Here is an 18,914-nt window from a genome sequence, read left to right on the forward strand (position 1 = left end):
TGCGGGGCCTGATTATCGCACCGCACTGTCAATTTTTTTCGCAGGATGGCGCGCAGGCTTGTTGCAGTGCGATAATGTCTGCTGCAATTCAAAAAGGCAAACGGGTCACGGTCCGGCGTTTACTCACTCGCCCATGTCTGTTGGTCCTAAGTCCCGCACCGGCCTCACAAGGGCTTCAGGCAAGGGGCACCCAAGGTTTTTCGTTAGAGAAATTCACAAAGGTTGATCATGGAAATTTCCAAAGCCGAGTACTCCAGCGCGGCAGCAGCGGCGTCGCAGTCCCATGCATCCCAGGAGCTGATGGGCTCCGAGATCCTCGTCAAGTCCCTGCAGGCCGAAGGTGTCAAGCAGCTTTGGGGCTATCCGGGCGGTGCGGTTCTGTACATCTACGACGCCCTCTACAAACAAGATTCCATTCAGCATGTGCTGGTGCGCCACGAGCAGGCGGCCGTGCATGCGGCAGACGGTTTTGCCCGTGCCACGGGTGAAGTCGGCGTGGCCCTGGTGACCTCGGGTCCCGGCCTGACCAACGCCGTGACCGGCATTGCCACCGCCTACACCGATTCCATTCCCCTGGTCGTGATCAGCGGCCAGACCTCGACGGCCTACATCGGCACCGATGCGTTCCAGGAATGCGACACCGTCGGCATCACCCGCCCCATCGTCAAGCACAACTTCCTGGTGAAGGATGTGCGCGATTTGGCGGACACGATGAAGAAGGCCTTCCACATCGCGCGCACCGGCCGTCCCGGCCCTGTGGTGGTGGACATCCCCAAGGATGTGTCCTTCAAGAAGGCTCTCTACGCCGGCTACCCCGAGAAGGTGGAGATGCGCTCCTACAACCCGGTGCGCAAGGGCCATGCGGGCCAGATCCGCAAGGCGCTGCAGTTGCTGCTGGCTGCCAAGCGTCCCTATATCTACACGGGCGGCGGCGTTCTGCTGGGCAATGCCTGCAACGAGCTGCGCACGCTGGTGGACATGCTGGGCTACCCGGTCACGCATACGCTGCTGGGCCTGGGTGCCTATCCGGCCAGCGACCGCAAGTTCCTGGGCATGCTGGGCATGCACGGCACCATCGAAGCCAACAATGCCATGCAGAACTGCGACGTGCTGCTGGCGGTGGGTGCACGCTTCGATGACCGCGTGATCGGCAACCCCAAGCATTTCATGTCGGTGGAGCGCAAGATCATCCACATCGACATCGATCCCTCTTCCATCTCCAAGCGCGTGAAGGTGGACGTGCCCATCGTGGGCGACGTCAAGGAGGTGCTGACCGAGCTGATCTCCATGATCCGCGAGGCAAGTGCCCGTCCCGACGCAGCGGCCCTGGGTCAATGGTGGGAGACTATCGAAGGCTGGCGCAGCCGCGACTGCCTGCAGTACAGCCGTGGCGATGGCTCGGTCATCAAGCCCCAGTACGTGGTGGAGACGCTGTGGAACATGACCCGCGACGCCGATGCCTACATCACGTCCGACGTGGGCCAGCACCAGATGTGGGCCGCGCAGTACTACCGCTTCGACGAGCCGCGCCGCTGGATCAACTCCGGCGGCCTGGGCACCATGGGTGTGGGCCTGCCCTACGCCATGGGCATCAAGCTGGCCAAGCCGGATTCCGAGGTGTTCTGCATCACGGGTGAAGGCTCCATCCAGATGAACATCCAGGAGCTGGCCACCTGCCTGCAGTACAACACGCCGGTCAAGGTGGTGTCGCTGAACAACCGCTACCTGGGCATGGTGCGCCAGTGGCAGGAGATCGAGTATTCGGGCCGCTACAGCAGCAGCTACATGGACTCGCTGCCCAACTTCGTGAAGCTGGCCGAGGCCTATGGCCACGTGGGCATGCTGATCGAGCGCCCCGAGGACGTGGAGCCCGCCCTGCGCGAGGCACGCAAGCTCAAGGACCGCACGGTGTTCATGGACTTCCGTACCGATCCCACCGAGAATGTGTTCCCCATGGTGCAGGCCGGCCGTGGGATCACCGAGATGCTGCTGGGGGCTGACGACCTCTGAGCATGGTCCCTTGCGGGATCTGCCCGGGTTCATTCCTGCCGCATCCGTTCCAGTGAGCCGTCCTCGAGGCGGCCCCTTTGACGAATCTATTGCCTGCCAAGCCCGACGTTTACCGGCGCCGGGGGAGGGCAGCGAAAAGAGGAATCTTTCTTTCATGAAACACATCATTGCCGTGCTGCTCGAAAACGAGCCGGGAGCCTTGTCGCGCGTGGTGGGCCTGTTCTCGGCCCGCGGCTACAACATCGAATCGCTGACCGTGGCCCCCACGGAAGACGCATCGCTGTCGCGCATGACCATTCAGACGAATGGCTCCGAAGACGTGATCGAGCAGATCACAAAACACCTGAATCGCCTGATCGAAGTCGTCAAGGTCGTGGACCTGACCGAAGGCTCCTATACCGAGCGCGAACTCATGATGGTCAAGGTCCGCGCCGTGGGCAAGGAACGCGAGGAGATGAAGCGCATGGCGGACATCTTCCGCGGCCGCATCATCGACGTGACCGAAAAGAGCTACACGGTCGAGCTGACCGGCGACCAATCCAAGAACGACGCCTTCCTGCAGGCGCTGGACCGCACGGCCATTCTGGAAACCGTGCGCACCGGCTCCTGCGGCATCGGCCGCGGCGAACGCATCCTGCGCGTTTGATGCGCTGCAACGCACCTGAAACCTGTCCCCTTCCCCTTTTCAACCCCTACACACACGAAGCCTGGAGCCAACATGAAAGTTTTCTACGACAAGGACTGTGACCTGAGCCTGATCAAGGGCAAGACCGTTGCCATCATCGGCTACGGCAGCCAGGGCCACGCACACGCGCAAAACCTGAACGAAAGCGGCGTGAAGGTCGTGGTCGGCCTGCGCAAGGGCGGCGCTTCCTGGGACAAGGTCGCCAAGGCTGGCCTGACCGTCGCGGAAGTCGATGACGCCGTGAAGTCCGCCGACCTGGTCATGATCCTGCTGCCGGATGAGAACATCCCCGAGGTCTACAACAACAACGTGGCCCCCAACATCAAGCAAGGCGCCACGCTGGCCTTTGCCCACGGCTTCAACATCCACTACAACCAGGTCGTGCCCCGCGCCGATCTGGACGTGATCATGGTCGCCCCCAAGGGTCCTGGCCACACCGTGCGTTCCGAGTACCTGAAGGGCGGCGGCGTGCCTTCGCTGATCGCTGTGTACCAGGACAAGTCCGGCAAGGCCCGTGACCTGGCCCTGTCCTATGCCATGGCCAACGGCGGCGGCAAGGGCGGCATCATCGAGACCAACTTCAAGGAAGAAACCGAGACCGACCTGTTCGGCGAGCAAGCCGTTCTGTGCGGCGGCGCGGTGGAACTGGTGAAGATGGGCTTCGAGACCCTGACCGAAGCCGGCTACGCTCCCGAAATGGCCTACTTCGAGTGCCTGCATGAGCTCAAGCTCATCGTGGACCTGATGTATGAAGGCGGCATCGCCAACATGAACTACTCGATCTCGAACAACGCCGAATACGGCGAGTACGTGACGGGTACCGAAGTCATCAACGACAAGTCGCGCGAAGCCATGCGTGCTGCCCTCAAGCGCATCCAGACGGGCGAATACGCCAAGATGTTCATCCAGGAAGGCCGCACCAACTACCCGAGCATGACGGCCCGCCGCCGCATGAACGCCGACCACGCCATCGAGAAGGTCGGTGGCCAGCTGCGCGCCATGATGCCCTGGATCTCCAAGAACAAGCTGGTTGACCAGAGCCGCAACTGAGATTGCTGCATTCCATCTTGCCTGGGTCGCGCAAGCGGCCTACGCAAGGTGCAGGACAAGGCCACCCCGACGGGTGGCCTTTTTCGTGCAGGGAAGGGGTGCGGCGCGCAGGTACACTGACCCTTTCGGGGCGGCGCGGTCCGCTCCCTTAGAATACTATCGTTTTAATAGCTGCCCGCGCCCGTAGGCGCTGTGCTGGAGGCTGGATTGATGCAAAACCACAATGAGTCCAACGAGATTGAGGGCGTGGTGGTGCGCAAGCGCCGCAAGGGTATCTACATCCTGCCCAACCTGTTCACGCTGGCTGCGCTGTTCGGTGGCTTCTACGCCATCGTGATGGCCATGAACGGCCGCTTCGAACTGGCTGCTGCAGGCGTGTTCTGCGCCATGGTGCTCGACAGCCTTGACGGCCGTGTGGCACGCATGACCAATACGCAAAGCGCCTTTGGCGAACAGATGGACTCGCTGTCGGACATGGTGTCCTTCGGCGCCGCTCCCGCCTTGATCGCCTATGAGTGGGCGCTCAAGGGCATTGGTCGCTGGGGCTGGATTGCCGCCTTTGTCTATTGCGCCTGCGCCGCACTGCGGCTGGCGCGTTTCAACGTGAATACCGGCACGGTGGACAAGCGCTGGTTCCAGGGCCTGCCTTCGCCTGCGGCGGCGGCGCTGGTCACGGGCTTCATCTGGCTGCTGGACGAAGCGGGCCTGCTGCGCGGGCAGGATGCCTGGCTGAGCTGGACGCAGATCACCTGGATCATGTTCTTCCTGACGCTGTACGCGGGCCTGACCATGGTCACCAATGTGCCGTTCTACAGCTTCAAGGACGTGCACTTCAAGAAGAGCGTGCCGTTTGCCGCCATCGTGCTGATTGCGCTGGGCATTGCCATCATCAACATCCACCCGCCCATCGTGCTGTTCGGCGTGTTCCTGCTCTACGGTTTCTCGGGCTATGGCGTCTACGCCTGGCGCAAGGCCAAGGGCCAGCGCACCAGCGTCATCAGCACCTCGACCGACGAGCCCGAGGAGCGCGGCCTGCACAAGTGATGCGGCGCAGCATCTTCACAGCCTTTGTGAACCTGTGCTAAAGTCGTCCGAATGCAATACCTGTCGCTAGCTCTACTACTGATGTCCAACGGGCAGAGACAGTAGCGCGCGCGTACATACCTACTTTCACGGCCCGTTTGCACCAGCGACGGGCCGTTTTGCATTTGTGGGGTCGCTGGAGCAGGTGGGTCTTGTTTTTACCTAGACGATAGAAAGCACTTCAGCCATGTTGCAAAACCCTTCGACCAAGTACCGTCCGTTCGCTTTCGCTCCCGTGCGTCTGCAAAATCGCAGCTGGCCCGACGCGACGATTACCAAGGCTCCGATCTGGTGCAGCGTGGATCTGCGCGATGGCAACCAGGCGTTGATCGAGCCCATGGACATCGATCGCAAGATGCGCATGTTCGAGCAGCTGGTGAAGATCGGCTTCAAGGAGATCGAGGTCGGTTTTCCCTCCGCTTCGCAGGTGGAGTTCGACTTCATGCGCAAGCTCATCGAGGAAAACCGCATTCCCGATGACGTGACCATCCAGGTGCTGACCCAGGCGCGCGAGCACCTCATCCGCCGTACCTTCGAAGCGCTCGAAGGCGTGCCCCGTGCCATCGTCCATCTCTACAACGCCACCGCGCCCGTGATGCGCCGCGTGGTGTTGAACATGAGTGAAGACGAGATCGTCGAGCTGGCCACCACCAATGCCCGCATGTTCAACGAGATCGCTGCCGGCTACCCCCAGACGCAATGGACCTTCCAGTACTCGCCCGAGATGTATTCGGACACCGAGCTGGAGTTTTCCAAGCGCGTCATCGATGCCGTCACCGATGTATGGCAGCCCACGCCCGAGCGCAAGTGCATCATCAACCTGCCCACCACGGTGGAGCATTCCACGCCCAATCTGTTTGCCGACATGGTGGAGTGGACGCACCGCCACATCCAGCGCCGTGATTCCATCGTGCTGTCCGTCCATCCCCACAACGATCGCGGCACGGGCACGGCCACGGCCGAGCTCGCGCTGATGGCCGGTGCCGACCGCCTCGAAGGCTGCCTGTTCGGCAACGGCGAGCGCACGGGCAACCTCGACGTGGTCAACGTGGCGCTGAACATGTACATCCAGGGCGTGTCGCCCGGGCTGGATTTCTCCGATATCGACGGCATCCGCAGCACGGTCGAGCATTGCAACCAGTTGCCCGTGCACCCGCGCCATCCCTACGTGGGCGATCTGGTCTACACCTCGTTCTCTGGCTCGCACCAGGATGCGATCAAGAAGGCCTTCGCCGACCGCAAGGACGGCGACATCTGGGACATGCCCTATCTGCCCATCGATCCCAAGGACCTGGGTCGCAGCTATGAGGCCGTGATCCGCGTCAACAGCCAGTCGGGCAAGGGCGGCATCGCCTATCTGCTTGAAAGCGAATATGGCCTCCAGTTGCCGCGCCGCCTGCAGATCGAGTTCAGCCAGGTCGTGCAGCGCGAGATGGATGCCAGCGGCAAGGAATTGGCTGCCGCCGACCTGTGGAATCTGTTCCAGCGCGAATACGGCCTGCAATCCGTGCAGGCGCCGCACTACCGGCTGAGCGAGAACGATGGTGTGGTCAGCCTGTCGGCCGACCTGGCCGTCGAGGGCGGCAAGCGCACGGTCGAGGCCGAGGGCACGGGCCCGATCGACGCCTTCGTGCAGGCGCTGAGCGAGCACAGCGGCCGCGCGGTGCGCGTGCTGGACTATGCCGAGCACGCCATTGGCGAAGGCGCCAACGCCAAGGCCATCGCCTATGTGGAACTGCGCGTGGACGAGTCCCACGTGTGCTACGGCGTGGGGGTCGATGCGAATATCGTCTCTGCCTCGTTCCGGGCCATCATGTCGGGCTTGCAGCGTGTTCCCTCCGCCGAGAATGCGGTGGCGCAGGAGGCAGTCGCCGCCTGAATTTCGTTCCCGAGCCGGTGCAGCCACAAGCGCACCGGCTTTTTTCATCGCCTGCCCGTGGGCAGGGGCTTCGCATCCACAAGAAAGACGAGACTCCCCATGACCGACCAATTGATCATTTTCGACACCACCTTGCGTGACGGCGAGCAGTCGCCCGGTGCCTCCATGACCCGCGACGAGAAGCTGCGCATCGCGCGCCAGCTCGAACGGCTGAAGGTCGATGTGATCGAGGCCGGTTTTGCGGCGAGCTCCAATGGTGACTTCGAGTCGGTGCAGGCCATTGCGCGCGCCATCAAGGACTCCACCATCTGCTCGCTGGCGCGGGCCAATGACCGTGACATCGCCCGTGCGGCCGAGGCTCTGAAGGACGCCAACCGCGCGCGCATTCACACCTTCATTGCGACCAGCGCGCTGCACATGGAGAAAAAGCTGCGCATGACGCCCGAGCAGGTGCTGGAGCAGGCGCGCCAATCCGTGCGCTTTGCGCGCAACCTGATTGCCGACATCGAGTTCAGCCCGGAGGACGGCTACCGCAGCGACCCGGATTTCCTGTGCCGCGTCATCGAGACCGTGATCGCCGAGGGCGCAACCACGATCAACGTGCCCGACACCGTGGGCTATGCCATTCCCGAGCTCTACGGCGCCTTCATCAAGAACCTGCGCGAGCGCGTGCCCAACAGCGACAAGGCGGTCTGGAGCGTGCACTGCCACAACGACCTGGGCATGGCCGTGGCCAACTCGCTGGCCGGCGTCAAGCTCGGCGGCGCCCGCCAGATCGAATGCACCATCAATGGCCTGGGTGAGCGCGCCGGCAACTGCTCGCTGGAAGAGGTGGTGATGGCCATCAAGACGCGCAAGGACTACTTTGGCCTGGACGTCAACATCGACGCCCTGCACATCGTGGCCGCCAGCCGCATGGTCAGCCAGACCACCGGCTTCGTGGTGCAGCCCAACAAGGCCGTGGTGGGGGCCAACGCCTTCGCCCACGCCTCCGGCATTCACCAGGACGGCGTGCTCAAGGCGCGCGACACCTACGAGATCATGCGTGCCGAGGACGTGGGCTGGAGCGCCAACAAGATCGTGCTGGGCAAGCTCAGCGGCCGCAACGCCTTCAAGCAGCGCCTGCACGAGCTGGGCGTGGAGCTGGACAGCGAAGCCGCGATCAATACCGCCTTCGCCGCCTTCAAGGAGCTGGCCGACCGCAAGAGCGAGATCTTCGACGAGGACATCCTGGCCCTGGTGACCGAGCAGGACGCGCATCAGCAGGCCGACCCCTTCCAGTTCATCTCGCTGGCTCAGCAAAGCGAGACAGGTGAGCGCCCACACGCGTCAGTGGTGTTCAGCCGCGACGGCCGAGAGATCAAGGCCCAGTCCGACGGCAATGGCCCGGTCGATGCCTCGTTCAAGGCCATCGAGTCCGAGGTGAAGAGCGGTGCCGAGATGCTGCTGTACTCGGTCAACGCCATCAGCGGCTCCACCGAAAGCCAGGGCGAAGTGACCGTTCGCCTGCAGCGCAGCGGGCGCGTGGTCAACGGCGTGGGCGCCGACCCTGACATCGTCGTGGCTTCTGCCAAGGCCTATCTGAGCGCGTTGAACAAATTACACAGCAATGCAGAGATCGTGGCTGCGCAGGGGTAAGCACTCGCCTTATAATTTCACTTAAATTATCGAAAAGTCGCACAAGTTATTGTCACAGTGCGACTTTTTCGATTAATGTAAGGTCTAGTCACAAATTCTTGCTGCTTGGAGCATTTCTCATGCCCACCCTACGCCGTGCCCGCCTCGGTCGATTTGCTCAGGTCATGTCCTTTCTGGCCCTGAGTTGTGCTCTTGCTGCTCCGGGCGCATATGCCGCGCCCGCCAAGAAAGTTGCCAAGAAACAGGTGGCCGTGGCCCCTGTCAAGAAGAAGGCGGTGAAGGAGCGCGCCACGGCCGCTCCCCAGGGCAAGCGCGTTGCCAAGAGCGCGCGCCAGCCCAGCCGCGTCGCTGCACGCAGCGTGGCCAGCCCCATTCGCGCCGTTGCCTACGAGCCACGCCTGTCCTTCGGCCAGATGGCCGGTCTGCATGCGGTGGCCGATCCTCTGGATCTCAAGAGCAGCGTGGCCCTGGTCCTGGACCAGGACACCCATGAGGTGCTGCTGAGCAAGAACGACCATGCCGTCTTGCCCATCGCCTCGTTGACCAAGCTGATGACCGGCCTGCTGATTTCCCAGGCCCATCTGCCGATGGATGAAACCATCACCATCACGCAGGACGACGTGGATACCGAAAAGGGCAGCAGCTCGCGCCTGGCCGTCGGCACCACGCTCACGCGCGGTGAAATGCTGCACCTGGCCCTGATGTCCAGTGAAAACCGCGCTGCCCATGCCCTGGGCCGCACTTTCCCTGGTGGCCTTGATGCCTTTGTCCAGCAGATGAATGCCAAGGCCCGTCTGCTGGGCATGACCGATACCCGCTACGTGGAGCCCACCGGGCTGTCCAGCCGCAACCAGTCCAGCGCCCGTGATCTGGCCGTGCTCGTCAATGTGGCGCACAGCGATCCGCTGGTGCGCGAGTACACCACCTCGCCCGGCTATGAGGTGGCCGTGGGCCGCCGCACGCTGCAGTACAACAACACCAACCGTCTGGTGATGAGCCCCACCTGGGACATCGGTCTGCAAAAGACCGGCTACATCTCCGAGGCAGGCCGCTGCCTGGTCATGCAGGCGCAGGTGGCTGGCCGCAAGATCATCATGGTCTTCCTGGATTCGGCCGGAAAGTTCAGCCGCCTCGGTGATGCCGAGCGCGTGCGCCACTGGGTGGAGTCCATGGGACAGGTGGCTGGCGATCCCATGATCCACAAGGTCAAGGGCTGAGTTTTCTTTCCCCTCACGACAAAGGCGCCGATGGCGCCTTTGTCGTTTCTGGTGGGCAGAGGTCTGTGTAGCCAATGGCCCCTGGCCAATGCCAACGGGGCCGACGGCCGTTCAGTGGCTGCTGCGCGCGTAGGGGTTGGGAGGCGGTGCAGCCGGACGGGTTGCATTGAAGCCCAGGGCGCCCGAGATCTCCTGTGCGGTGGATTGGAGCTTGGACATCCAGCTTTCGTCCAGCCGGTCGGCGGGAGCGGAGATGGACAGGCCGGCCACCAGCTTGCCCTGGTCGTCGTAGATGCCGGCGGCCATGCAGCGCACGCCCAGTTCCAGCTCTTCGTTGTCGCGGGCCACGCCATGGTGGCGTACCTTGTCCAGCTCGTTTTCCATGTCGGCCAGCCGCGTGATGCTGAAGTGCGTCTTGCCGGGCAGGCCGGTGCGCGTGGCGTAGGCGCGGACCTGTTGCGCATCGTCGGCCGCCAGGAACAGCTTGCCGTTGGATGTCAGGTGCAGCGGCGCATGGCCGCCGATGGCGCGCACCACCTGCATGCCGGAGCGCTCGCTGTAGGCGCGTTCCACATAGACGATTTCATCGCCCTGGCGCACGCTGAGGCTGACCGGCTGCTGGATCTGCTTGTGCAGCTGGCGCATGGGGATCAGGGCCGCTTCGCGCACGCTCAGGCGGGCCTTGACCAGATTGCCCAGTTCCAGGAAGCGCATGCCCAGGCGGTAGCTGCCCGATTCGGGGCGATCGACAAAGCGGCCAATGGCCAGATCGTTGAGGATGCGGTGCGTGGTGGAGGGGTGCAGGCCGGTGCGCTCGCTGATCTCCTTGAGCGATACCGCTTCCTCGCGCGAGGCCAACACGTCGATCAACGTGAACATGCGTTCCAGGACTTGGACGCTGGGCTTGGGGGAGGCCGCGTTATCGTTTTTTTTCATGAGGCGGAGTGGAGTTTCGGCATTCGGTCATTCTAGCGGCGGCCATGGCATGGCGGCATATGTGCCGCCAGCAAACAGCGGCTATGCGCATAAGAAATGTCGCTGAAAAGGCGTGGAGTGACGCTGTATCAGCGCGGCAGCTGATCCACGCGCTGCCAGCGCTCGTCAACGCGCACTTCATGGGGCAGGAAGCGCGCCTTGTAATTCATCTTCTGGCTGTCGGCGATCCAGTAGCCCAGGTAGACATAGGGCAGGCTCATGGACCGGGCCTGGTCGATCTGCCACAGCACATTGAAGGTGCCGTAGCTGGCGGGGTCGTTGGGCTCGTAGAAGGTGTAGACGGCAGACAGCCCGTCTTCCAGCACATCGAGGATGGAGACCATCTTCAGCGTGCCGATGCCGCCATCGGCCGCCGGCGTGCGGAACTCCACAAGGCGCGAGTTGACGCGGCTTTGCAGCAGGAACTGGGTGTACTGGTCCACGCTGTCATGGTCCATGCCTCCGCCGCTGTGGCGGCTTTGCTGGTAGCGCAGGTACAACTGGTAGTGCTCGTTCGAGTAGTGCAGGCGCTGGATCGATGCCGTGAGGTCGGTATGGCGCGCGGCAGCGCGGCGCTGGCTGCGGTCGGGGCGGAAGTCGTGGACCAGGATGCGCATCGGAACGCAGGCTCGGCATCCGTCGCAATACGGCCGGTAGGTGAACATTCCGCTGCGGCGAAAACCCAGTGAAACCAGCTCCGAATAGGCGCTGTTCTGGATCAGGTGGCTGGGCGTGGCCACTTGCGAACGCGCCAGCCGGCCATCGAGATAGCTGCAGGGGTAGGCGGCGGTGGCATAGAACTGCAGGGCCTGCAGCGGAAGATCGTTCGGGTGCGTCATGGTGTGCTGGCGGCAGCCGGTGATGTGTCGCCAGCCTCGCCGGACGGTGGCAGCAACGCGTCCCAGTATACGTTTTCGAACCGCCAGCGCATGGGCAGCAGCTGGCTTTGCTCGGCCACGGTTTGCAGGAACCGGGCGCGCGGCATTTCGCGCGCCCCCAGCGAGGCCAGATGCTGCGTGGCCTGCTGGCAATCGATCTGCACGGCGCCTTGGTGTCTGCACAGTGCAACCAGGGCTGCCAGCGCGATCTTGGATGCGTCGGTGGCATGCGCGAACATGGATTCGCCAAACACGGCGCGGCCCAGTGCCACGCAATACAGGCCGCCCACCAGGCGTCCGTCCATCCAGGTCTCCACGCTGTGGGCTGCACCCTGGTGGTGCAGATCGGTATAGGCGTCAAGAATTTCCTGCACGATCCAGGTGCCATCCTGGTCGTGGCGCACCGTCTGGGCGCAGTGCTGCATCACCGTCTCGAACGCGCTGTCGATGCGGATCTCGCAGCCCGGCGTGGCGCGAAAGCGCTGCAATGTCTTGCGCAGGCTGCGGTGCAGCCGGAACTGCGATGTCTGCAGCACCATGCGTGGATCGGGCGACCACCACAGCGTGGGCTGGCCTTCGCTGAACCAGGGAAAAATCCCCTGGCTGTAGGCGATGCGCAGGTGCGCCGCATCCAGCGTGCCGCCTGCGGCCAGCAGGCCTGGGATGGGGTCGTTGGGGCCCCATGCCGTTTCCACAGGAGGGAAGGCCTGGTGGGGGATGAGCCATGGGAGGGGATGGGACATGATCGGGTGCGGACGGAGGAAATGGATTCGTATGCTCTGCAGCCGCAGTCTTGCACAAACCATGCGCAAGAGGGCTGCGTGGATGCGAGGGCATCGCCTGGCCGGGGTAAGTGAACCTCCTACGCGGCCTTGTCGCGCCAGGGGACAGTGCCGCTTGGCAGGCTTGGGCTATGCTGGTTCCGTCTTCTTGCGGATGCTTGGCTTTCGCTGTGAAGGCATCGAAGGAGGATGAGCGATGTTTTTCAGCAAAATCTTTGGCGCAAGCCTTGCCGAGCCGCGCTATATCCGTCGCACCCGGGCCTACCTGCAGGAAGCCCGCATGGCGATGCTGGAGCACACCATTGCCGCGGAGTACTACAAGTCCTCTGCTGACATGTATGCGGAACGTGCCGCACGGCTGGAAGAAGAGCTGCGCGCATGGGAAGAGGGTGTCGAGCAATCCCGTACTGCCCATGGTTCGCGCCGCGCACATGCCAGGCACAGCAAGCCCGTCACCGTGGAGCCCGCTGCAGCTCCATCGCCACCGAACACGCCCACCGTGGGCATGGTGCGTGCAGCCTGACCCAACAAAAAAGCCCGCATGCGTTGGCATGCGGGCTTTTCATCTGGCTCCTCAACCTGGGCTCGAACCAGGGACCTACGGATTAACAGTCCGGCGCTCTACCAACTGAGCTATTGAGGAATATGTTGGCGTTGGGTCTTGTGCGATTGCAAGGCCACTGAAATTTGGCTCCTCAACCTGGGCTCGAACCAGGGACCTACGGATTAACAGTCCGGCGCTCTACCAACTGAGCTATTGAGGAATACACGTCTATCGACAGAGATCTTGTGCGGTTGCAAGATCTTGAAATTCTTTTGGCTCCTCAACCTGGGCTCGAACCAGGGACCTACGGATTAACAGTCCGGCGCTCTACCAACTGAGCTATTGAGGAACAAGACCTAGATTATATGACGTAAAAAACACGTCATAGAAAACTCGGGGGAATTTTTTCAGGAAGGCCCGCTGCAGGCCTTCATTCTCACGGCTCAGGCCTGAACCACAGCCATACCAGCACGCAGCCCATGGAGGTCAGCGCCACGGCCTGCACCCAGGCGGGCGGGCGTGTCCACAGCAGTATGACGGCGCACAGGCTCATCATGGCGCTGGCGCTCCATTTGGCGCGCCGGCTCACGCAGCCGCCCCGTGCCCAGTTGCGCAGCATGGGGCCGAACAGGCGATGGCGCCACAGCCAGGTGTGCATGCGCTGCGAGCTGCGCGCCGCGGCCCAGCCGGCCATGAGCACGAACACCGTGGTGGGCAATCCTGGAATGAAGATGCCGGCAATGCCCGTGGCCAGGCTCAGGCAGGCAAACAGCTGCAGCGCCCAGCGCAACGGGGCGGCCGGCATGCGGTGCAGGGGAGGGGGATCGTCATCATGGAAGGCCGGCGCCGTGCCTGCCTGCGCAGTGGCCTCTGGCTCCAGGGCCTGTGCCGTGGGTATTTGCTGCGCGCCTGCCTCACGGTCCTCTGGGGACGCGGTGGATGACTCTCTGGCGGTGCTGGGCATGCTGCGATTGTGCCAGCGCGCTGTGGCCATGGCGGCCAAGAGGTGGCCAGGAGGCAGTCGGGAGGCAGCCGGGAACCGGGCGGCAGCTATGCTTGGCAACCCACATATATATGCATAGCCTTGTACTGCCATGACTGTCCGCACCATTTTGAAGATGGGCGATCCGCGCCTGCTGCGCGTCGCCCAGCCCGTGACCGAATTCGACACCGACGAACTGCACCTGCTGCTCAGCGATTTGCTGGACACCATGCATGCAGCCAACGGCGCGGGGTTGGCCGCGCCGCAGATTGGCGTAGACCTGCAGATGGTGGTGTTCGGCTCCGGCCTGCCCAATCCGCGCTACCCCGATGCGCCCGTGGTGCCGCGCACCGTTCTCATCAACCCGGTCATCACGCCCATGGGCGAGGACGAGCAACTGGACTGGGAAGGCTGCCTGTCCGTACCCGGCATGCGCGGCATGGTGCCGCGCTGGAACCATATCCGCTACACGGGCTTCGATGTGTTTGGCGATGCCATCGACCGCACGGTGGATGGTTTTCATGCGCGCGTGGTCCAGCATGAGTGCGATCACCTCTGGGGAAAGCTCTATCCCATGCGCATGCGTGACTTCAGCCAGTTCGGCTTCACCGATGTGCTGTTCCCCGGCATCAGCGCGGCCGAGGACGACTGAGCGGGCGGGCGCTGCCCGTATTCAAGGATCTTCGGTCAGGTCTTTGTATACAAATCGGTAGACAATTTTTCCATGCTGGCGCCGTACATTGGCACTTCCCGCCAAGGCGGGGATTGTGTGCGTTCGCCCCCCAAGAGCTGCCAAGCAGCCACCGGGCTTCGCGATGCAGGATGCAGGAGAGCGCGGCCTATCGGGTCGGCGGCAAAGGTGCGCGGGGGCGCGCCTGCCGCCATCCGGCTGCCGCGTACTTGTCCGGCGTTCTGTGAACAAGAGGACAAGGAGACAGCGATGGAAAAAAGTTCTGGCAATGCGCCGGCCCTGGGTACAGACATCCGCCCGGAGGACGAGCAACTCGGCCTCACGGCCAACACCCTCTATGGTTTGCAGCATGTGCTGACCATGTACGGAGGCATCGTGGCCGTGCCCCTGGTCATGGCCAATGCGGCCGGCATGTCGGCGGCCGACACGGGCCTGCTGATCACGGCCTGCCTTTTCATGGGCGGGCTGGCCACGCTGCTGCAGACGCTGGGCATTCCGTTCTTCGGCTCGCGCCTGCCGCTGGTGCAGGGCGTGTCCTTCTCGGGCGTGGCCACCATGGTCAGCATCCTGCACACAGGCGGCGGCATGCAGGGCGTGCTGGGCGCCGTGCTCTTTGCCTCGGTGTTCGGCCTGATCATTGCGCCCATTTTTTCCAAGCTCACCCGGTTTTTCCCGCCGCTGGTCAATGGCTGCGTGATCACCATCATCGGCCTGTCGCTGATGCCGGTGGCGGCCCACTGGGCCATGGGCGGCAATCCCCAGGCGGCCGACTACGGCAGCATGGGCAACATCGGGCTGGCGGGCCTGTCGCTGGTCATCGTGCTGGCACTGAGCAAGCTGGGCAACGCCATGATCTCGCGCCTGTCCATCCTGCTGGCCATCGTCATCGGCACGGCGGTGGCGGCCATGATCGGCAAGTCCGACTTTTCCGAGGTGGGCAGCGGCGCCTGGTTCGCCGTGCCCATGCCGCTGCACTTCGGCTGGCCGACCTTCAGCCTGGCGGCGACGCTTTCCATGTCCATCGTGATCCTGGTGACGCTGGTGGAAACCTCGGCCGACATCCTGGCCGTGGGCGACATCGTGGGCACCCGCGTGGATTCGCGCCGCCTGGCCGACGGCCTGCGCGCCGACATGCTGTCCAGCGTGGTGGCGCCGTTCTTCGGCTCGTTCACGCAGAGCGCCTTTGCCCAGAACGTGGGCCTGGTCGCGGTCACCGGCATCAAGAGCCGCTATGTGGTGGCCTTCAGCGGCCTGATCCTGATCGCCTTCGGCCTGTTGCCCATCATGGGGCGCATCGTGGCCTGCGTGCCGCCCTCGGTGCTGGGCGGCGCGGGCCTGGTGCTTTTTGGCACGGTGGCGGCCAGCGGCATCCGCACGCTGGCCAAGGTGGACTATCACAACAACATGAACCTGATCATCGTGGCGGCGTCCATCGGCATGGGCGTGCTGCCCATGGTCAAGCCGGACTTCTATCACCACTTCCCGGACTGGTTCGCCACCATGTTCCATTCGGGCATCAGCTCCACTGCGGTGACCGTGCTGCTGCTGAACCTGGTCTTCAACCACTTCAAGCAGGGCAACCCCGAGGAGCCTTCGGTGTTCGGCGCAGGTTCTGAGCGCGTGCTCAGCGAGGCCGTGCTGTCTGCCCTGGCCGATGGCGACCGGGTGGTTGACGGCAAGCTCTATGACCGCGAGGGCAAGGAGGTGGCCACGGTGTCGGCGCCTGCGGCCGCCATGCACTGACGGCCGCACCCGCGCCAGCGCCTGGATGCAAAAGGCCCGCCCTGGTTGACAGGGCGGGCCTTTTTTCGCCGCAAGCTCAGACCGCCAAGGCCTGCAGCAGCTCGGTTTCTATGAGCAACTGGCGCTGGTTGTTCTGCAGTTCGGCGCCCTCGATCAGAAAGCTGTCTTCCACGCGCTCGCCCAGCGTGCTGACCTTGGCCAATTGCACGCTCAGGTGGTGCTGGGCCAGGATGCGCGCCACGGTGTAGAGCAGGCCGGCCCGGTCCGTGGCCGAGATGGACAGCAGCCAGTGCTGGGCTTTCTCGTCGGGCTGCAGCGTGACGCGCGGCGCAAAGGGGAAGCTTTTGACGCGGCGCGACAGGCGCCGGGGGGATGGCTCGCGCAGCGGCCCGCCCTGCATCAGCGCGGCGACCAGGTCGTTCTCGACCATGTGCATCAGCTCGCGGTACTGCTCCTGCATGGCGGGCGCGACCACCTGGAAGGTGTCCAGCGCATAGCTGTTGTGGGCCGTGTGCACGCGCGCATCCAGAATGGAGAAGGCCGCCCGGTCGAAGTAGCCGCAGATGCGCGCGAACAGATCGGGCTGGTCAGGCGCGTAGACCAGCACCTGCAGCCCCTCGCCGGCCAGGGAGCGGCGCGCGCGCACCACGGGGCGGGTGGTGCCCACATGGCGCGACAGGTGGCGCGTGTGCCAGGCGATGTCGGCCGCCTCATGGCGCATGAAATAGTCCACGCCCAGCGTGTCCCAGAGCTTCTTGTGCGATTCGAAGGGCTGGGCTGTCAGTGCAAGCTGCACCAGGGCCTCGCGGCGGCGGGCCTCGATTTCGGCGGCAGCATCGGGCGCGCGTCCGCCCATGACGCGCAAGGTCAGGCGATAGGTGTCCTCCAGCAGCTTGCCCTTCCAGGCGCTCCAGACCTTGGGGCTGGTGCCGCGGATGTCGGCCACGGTCAGCAGGTACAGGGCCGTGAGGTTGCGTTCGTTGCCCACGCGCTCGGCAAAGGCCTGGATCACCTCGGGGTCCGACAGGTCCTGCTTTTGTGCGACCTGGCTCATGGTCAGGTGCTCGCGCACGAGGAATTCGATCAGCTCGGCGTCGGCGCGCGCAATGCCGTGGGCGCGGCAAAAGCGCTTGGCCTCCACGGCGCCGATGATGGAGTGGTCTCCGCCCCGGCCCTTGCCGATGTCGTGGAACAGCGCGGCCACGTACAGCAGCCAGGGCTTGTCCCAGCCGCTGGCCAGCTGCGAGCAGAACGGGTACTCATGCGCATGCTCGGCCATGAAAAAGCGCCGCACATTGCGCAGCACCATGAGGATGTGCTGGTCTACCGTGTAGACGTGGAACAGGTCATGCTGCATCTGGCCCACGATGCGCCGGAACGGCCACAGGTAGCGCCCCAGCACCGAGGTCTGGTTCATCAGCCGCATGGCGTGCGTGATGCCGCTGGGCTGCTGCAGGATCTTCATGAAGGTGGCGCGGTTGACCGGGTCGCGCCGGAAGGCCGCATCCATCAGGTCCCGCGCGCCGTACAGCGCGCGCAGCGTGCGCGCCGACAGGTCGGTGAGGCCCACATGGGTCTCGTACATCAGAAAGGTTTCGAGGATGGCGTGCGGCTCGCGCTCGTAGAGATCGTCGCTGGCCACCTCGATGGTGCCGGCCTTCTCGTAGAAGCGCGAGTTCAGCCGGATGCGCGGCGTGGGGCGCGGGTTCAGCCGCTCCTCGATGTTCAGCCGCAGGATCTGGCACAGCTGGGTCACGGCCTTGGCCGCCCAGTAGTAGTGGCGCATCAGCGTCTCGCTGGCGCGCATGGCCAGCTTGCGCCCCTCGGCCGAGGTGGAGCGGTAGCCAAAGGCCTCGGCCACGGCGGTCTGCTGGTCGAAGACCAGGCGGTCCTCATGCCGGCCCGCCACCGCGTGCAGGCGTGCACGTATCAGGCTCAGCAGGGCTTCGTTGTCCTCGAGCTGGCGGCGCTCGAAATCGGTGATCAGCCCCTTGCCGGCCAGGGCCTGCCAGCTGCTGCCCAGGCCTGCGGCACGGGCCAGCCAGATCATGGTGTGCAGATCGCGCAGGCCGCCGGGCGATTCCTTGCAGTTGGGCTCCAGCGAGTAGGGCGTGCTCTCGTACTTGTTGTGGCGCTGGCGCATTTCCAGCAGCTTGCCGGACAGAAAGGCGTGCGCATTCATCTGGGCCTGGTAGCGCGTCTGGAACTCGGCGAACAGCGGCTCGCTGCCGCAGATGCGGCGTGATTCGAGCAGGGCGGTCTGCACCGTCAGGTCGCGCTCGGATTCCTCCAGGCATTCGGCCAGCGTGCGCACGCTGGAGCCGATCTCCAGGCCCGCGTCCCAGCAACTGCCGATGAATTTCTCGATGCGCGAGGCCAGCTCGGCATCTGCCGTGCCGGCGGCTGGCAGCAGCACCAGCACGTCGATGTCGGAATAGGGAAACAGCTGGGCGCGCCCGAAGCCGCCCACGGCGGCCAGGCAGGCCTCGGGCGGCATGCCGGCGCGATGCCACAGCGCGCGCAGCAGCGTGTCGGCCAGATCGCTCAAGTGCTGCAGCACCAGGCGCACGCCGCGCCGGCCCATGGTGGGCGCCAGCAGCGAGCCTATCCAGCGCCCGCGATCCCGGGCGTACTGCACGCGCAACTGCTCCAGCGAGTCCGGGGCAGAGGGCGCAGCGTGGGAAGGAGTGTGGTCAGTGGTCTGTTTCATGCGCGGCGAGGGCAGGGAAGGCGCCGGGAGCGGGTGCCCCGGACGCC

15 protein-coding genes and 3 tRNA genes are annotated in these 18,914 nt (G+C 64.1%); 10 read left to right on the forward strand and 8 right to left on the reverse strand.

The window, feature by feature from the left end:
* Window positions 1-228 precede the first annotated feature (228 nt).
* From INR38_RS13680 to INR38_RS13710, 7 genes are all read left to right on the forward strand, one after another.
* A complete protein-coding gene (locus INR38_RS13680) occupies window positions 229-2,010 on the forward strand; it encodes an acetolactate synthase 3 catalytic subunit (protein ID WP_207442268.1) in 1,782 nt (593 codons plus the stop codon).
* A 154-nt stretch (window positions 2,011-2,164) separates the two neighbouring features.
* Window positions 2,165-2,656 (forward strand): acetolactate synthase small subunit, encoded by a 492-nt coding sequence (ilvN, locus tag INR38_RS13685; RefSeq protein ID WP_012206665.1) that lies wholly within the window; start codon window positions 2,165-2,167, stop codon window positions 2,654-2,656.
* A 72-nt stretch (window positions 2,657-2,728) separates the two neighbouring features.
* Complete coding sequence (gene ilvC, locus INR38_RS13690; protein WP_012206664.1) at window positions 2,729-3,745, forward strand: ketol-acid reductoisomerase; 1,017 nt, start codon at window positions 2,729-2,731, stop codon at window positions 3,743-3,745.
* A 210-nt stretch (window positions 3,746-3,955) separates the two neighbouring features.
* The gene (pssA, locus tag INR38_RS13695) at window positions 3,956-4,789 is read left to right on the forward strand and encodes a CDP-diacylglycerol--serine O-phosphatidyltransferase (RefSeq protein ID WP_012206663.1); all 834 of its coding nucleotides are present in this window, start codon (window positions 3,956-3,958) and stop codon (window positions 4,787-4,789) included.
* A gap of 226 nt (window positions 4,790-5,015) precedes the next feature.
* On the forward strand, window positions 5,016-6,707 hold the full coding sequence (gene leuA, locus INR38_RS13700; protein WP_207442266.1) for a 2-isopropylmalate synthase: 1,692 nt from the start codon (window positions 5,016-5,018) through the stop codon (window positions 6,705-6,707).
* 99 nt (window positions 6,708-6,806) lie between these two features.
* Window positions 6,807-8,345, forward strand: a complete 1,539-nt coding sequence (locus INR38_RS13705) for a 2-isopropylmalate synthase (RefSeq protein WP_012206661.1) — start codon at window positions 6,807-6,809, stop codon at window positions 8,343-8,345.
* Between the two features lie 119 nt (window positions 8,346-8,464).
* On the forward strand, window positions 8,465-9,562 hold the full coding sequence (locus INR38_RS13710; protein ID WP_013801508.1) for a serine hydrolase: 1,098 nt from the start codon (window positions 8,465-8,467) through the stop codon (window positions 9,560-9,562).
* Window positions 9,563-9,673: 111 nt separating this feature from the next.
* On the opposite strand, the gene INR38_RS13715 is transcribed toward INR38_RS13710, so the two are convergent.
* From INR38_RS13715 to aat, 3 genes are all read right to left on the reverse strand, one after another.
* Entirely contained in the window at window positions 9,674-10,498 is an 825-nt protein-coding gene (locus INR38_RS13715) for an IclR family transcriptional regulator (RefSeq protein WP_013801509.1), read from the reverse strand.
* 128 nt (window positions 10,499-10,626) lie between these two features.
* Window positions 10,627-11,376, reverse strand: coding sequence for an arginyltransferase (locus tag INR38_RS13720; RefSeq protein WP_207442265.1), 750 nt, complete (start codon window positions 11,374-11,376; stop codon window positions 10,627-10,629).
* Window positions 11,373-12,158, reverse strand: a complete 786-nt coding sequence (gene aat / locus INR38_RS13725; protein ID WP_207442264.1) for a leucyl/phenylalanyl-tRNA--protein transferase — start codon at window positions 12,156-12,158, stop codon at window positions 11,373-11,375. The genes INR38_RS13720 and aat overlap by 4 nt, the downstream gene beginning before the upstream one ends.
* Before the next feature lie 235 nt (window positions 12,159-12,393).
* Between aat and INR38_RS13730 the strand changes: the two genes are divergently transcribed.
* Window positions 12,394-12,720, forward strand: a complete 327-nt coding sequence (locus INR38_RS13730; RefSeq protein WP_207442263.1) for a hypothetical protein — start codon at window positions 12,394-12,396, stop codon at window positions 12,718-12,720.
* A gap of 44 nt (window positions 12,721-12,764) precedes the next feature.
* Here the strand turns inward: INR38_RS13730 and INR38_RS13735 are convergent.
* The 4 genes from INR38_RS13735 to INR38_RS13750 all read right to left on the reverse strand — a co-directional run bounded on the left by INR38_RS13735 (window position 12,765) and on the right by INR38_RS13750 (window position 13,546).
* Window positions 12,765-12,840, reverse strand: a tRNA-Asn gene (locus INR38_RS13735).
* A 45-nt stretch (window positions 12,841-12,885) separates the two neighbouring features.
* Window positions 12,886-12,961, reverse strand: a tRNA-Asn gene (locus INR38_RS13740).
* 53 nt (window positions 12,962-13,014) lie between these two features.
* Window positions 13,015-13,090 (reverse strand) — tRNA-Asn (locus tag INR38_RS13745).
* Window positions 13,091-13,177: 87 nt separating this feature from the next.
* Complete coding sequence (locus INR38_RS13750; protein ID WP_049801494.1) at window positions 13,178-13,546, reverse strand: YbaN family protein; 369 nt, start codon at window positions 13,544-13,546, stop codon at window positions 13,178-13,180.
* Window positions 13,547-13,835: 289 nt separating this feature from the next.
* On the opposite strand from INR38_RS13750, the gene def reads away from it, so the two are divergent.
* Window positions 13,836-14,375 carry a peptide deformylase gene (gene def, locus INR38_RS13755; protein WP_013801513.1) on the forward strand — a complete coding sequence of 180 codons (540 nt, stop codon included), beginning with the start codon at window positions 13,836-13,838 and terminating at the stop codon, window positions 14,373-14,375.
* A 288-nt stretch (window positions 14,376-14,663) separates the two neighbouring features.
* The gene (locus tag INR38_RS13760) at window positions 14,664-16,157 is read left to right on the forward strand and encodes a nucleobase:cation symporter-2 family protein (RefSeq protein WP_012206653.1); all 1,494 of its coding nucleotides are present in this window, start codon (window positions 14,664-14,666) and stop codon (window positions 16,155-16,157) included.
* A 76-nt stretch (window positions 16,158-16,233) separates the two neighbouring features.
* Here INR38_RS13760 and INR38_RS13765 read toward each other — a convergent pair whose 3' ends face one another.
* On the reverse strand, window positions 16,234-18,867 hold the full coding sequence (locus tag INR38_RS13765) for a [protein-PII] uridylyltransferase (protein WP_013801514.1): 2,634 nt from the start codon (window positions 18,865-18,867) through the stop codon (window positions 16,234-16,236).
* Window positions 18,868-18,914 lie beyond the last annotated feature (47 nt).

Origin of the sequence: Delftia sp. SD018, from assembly GCF_017355445.1 — a bacterium.
In the GTDB taxonomy this organism is placed as follows: Bacteria; Pseudomonadota; Gammaproteobacteria; order Burkholderiales; family Burkholderiaceae_C; genus Comamonas; species Comamonas acidovorans.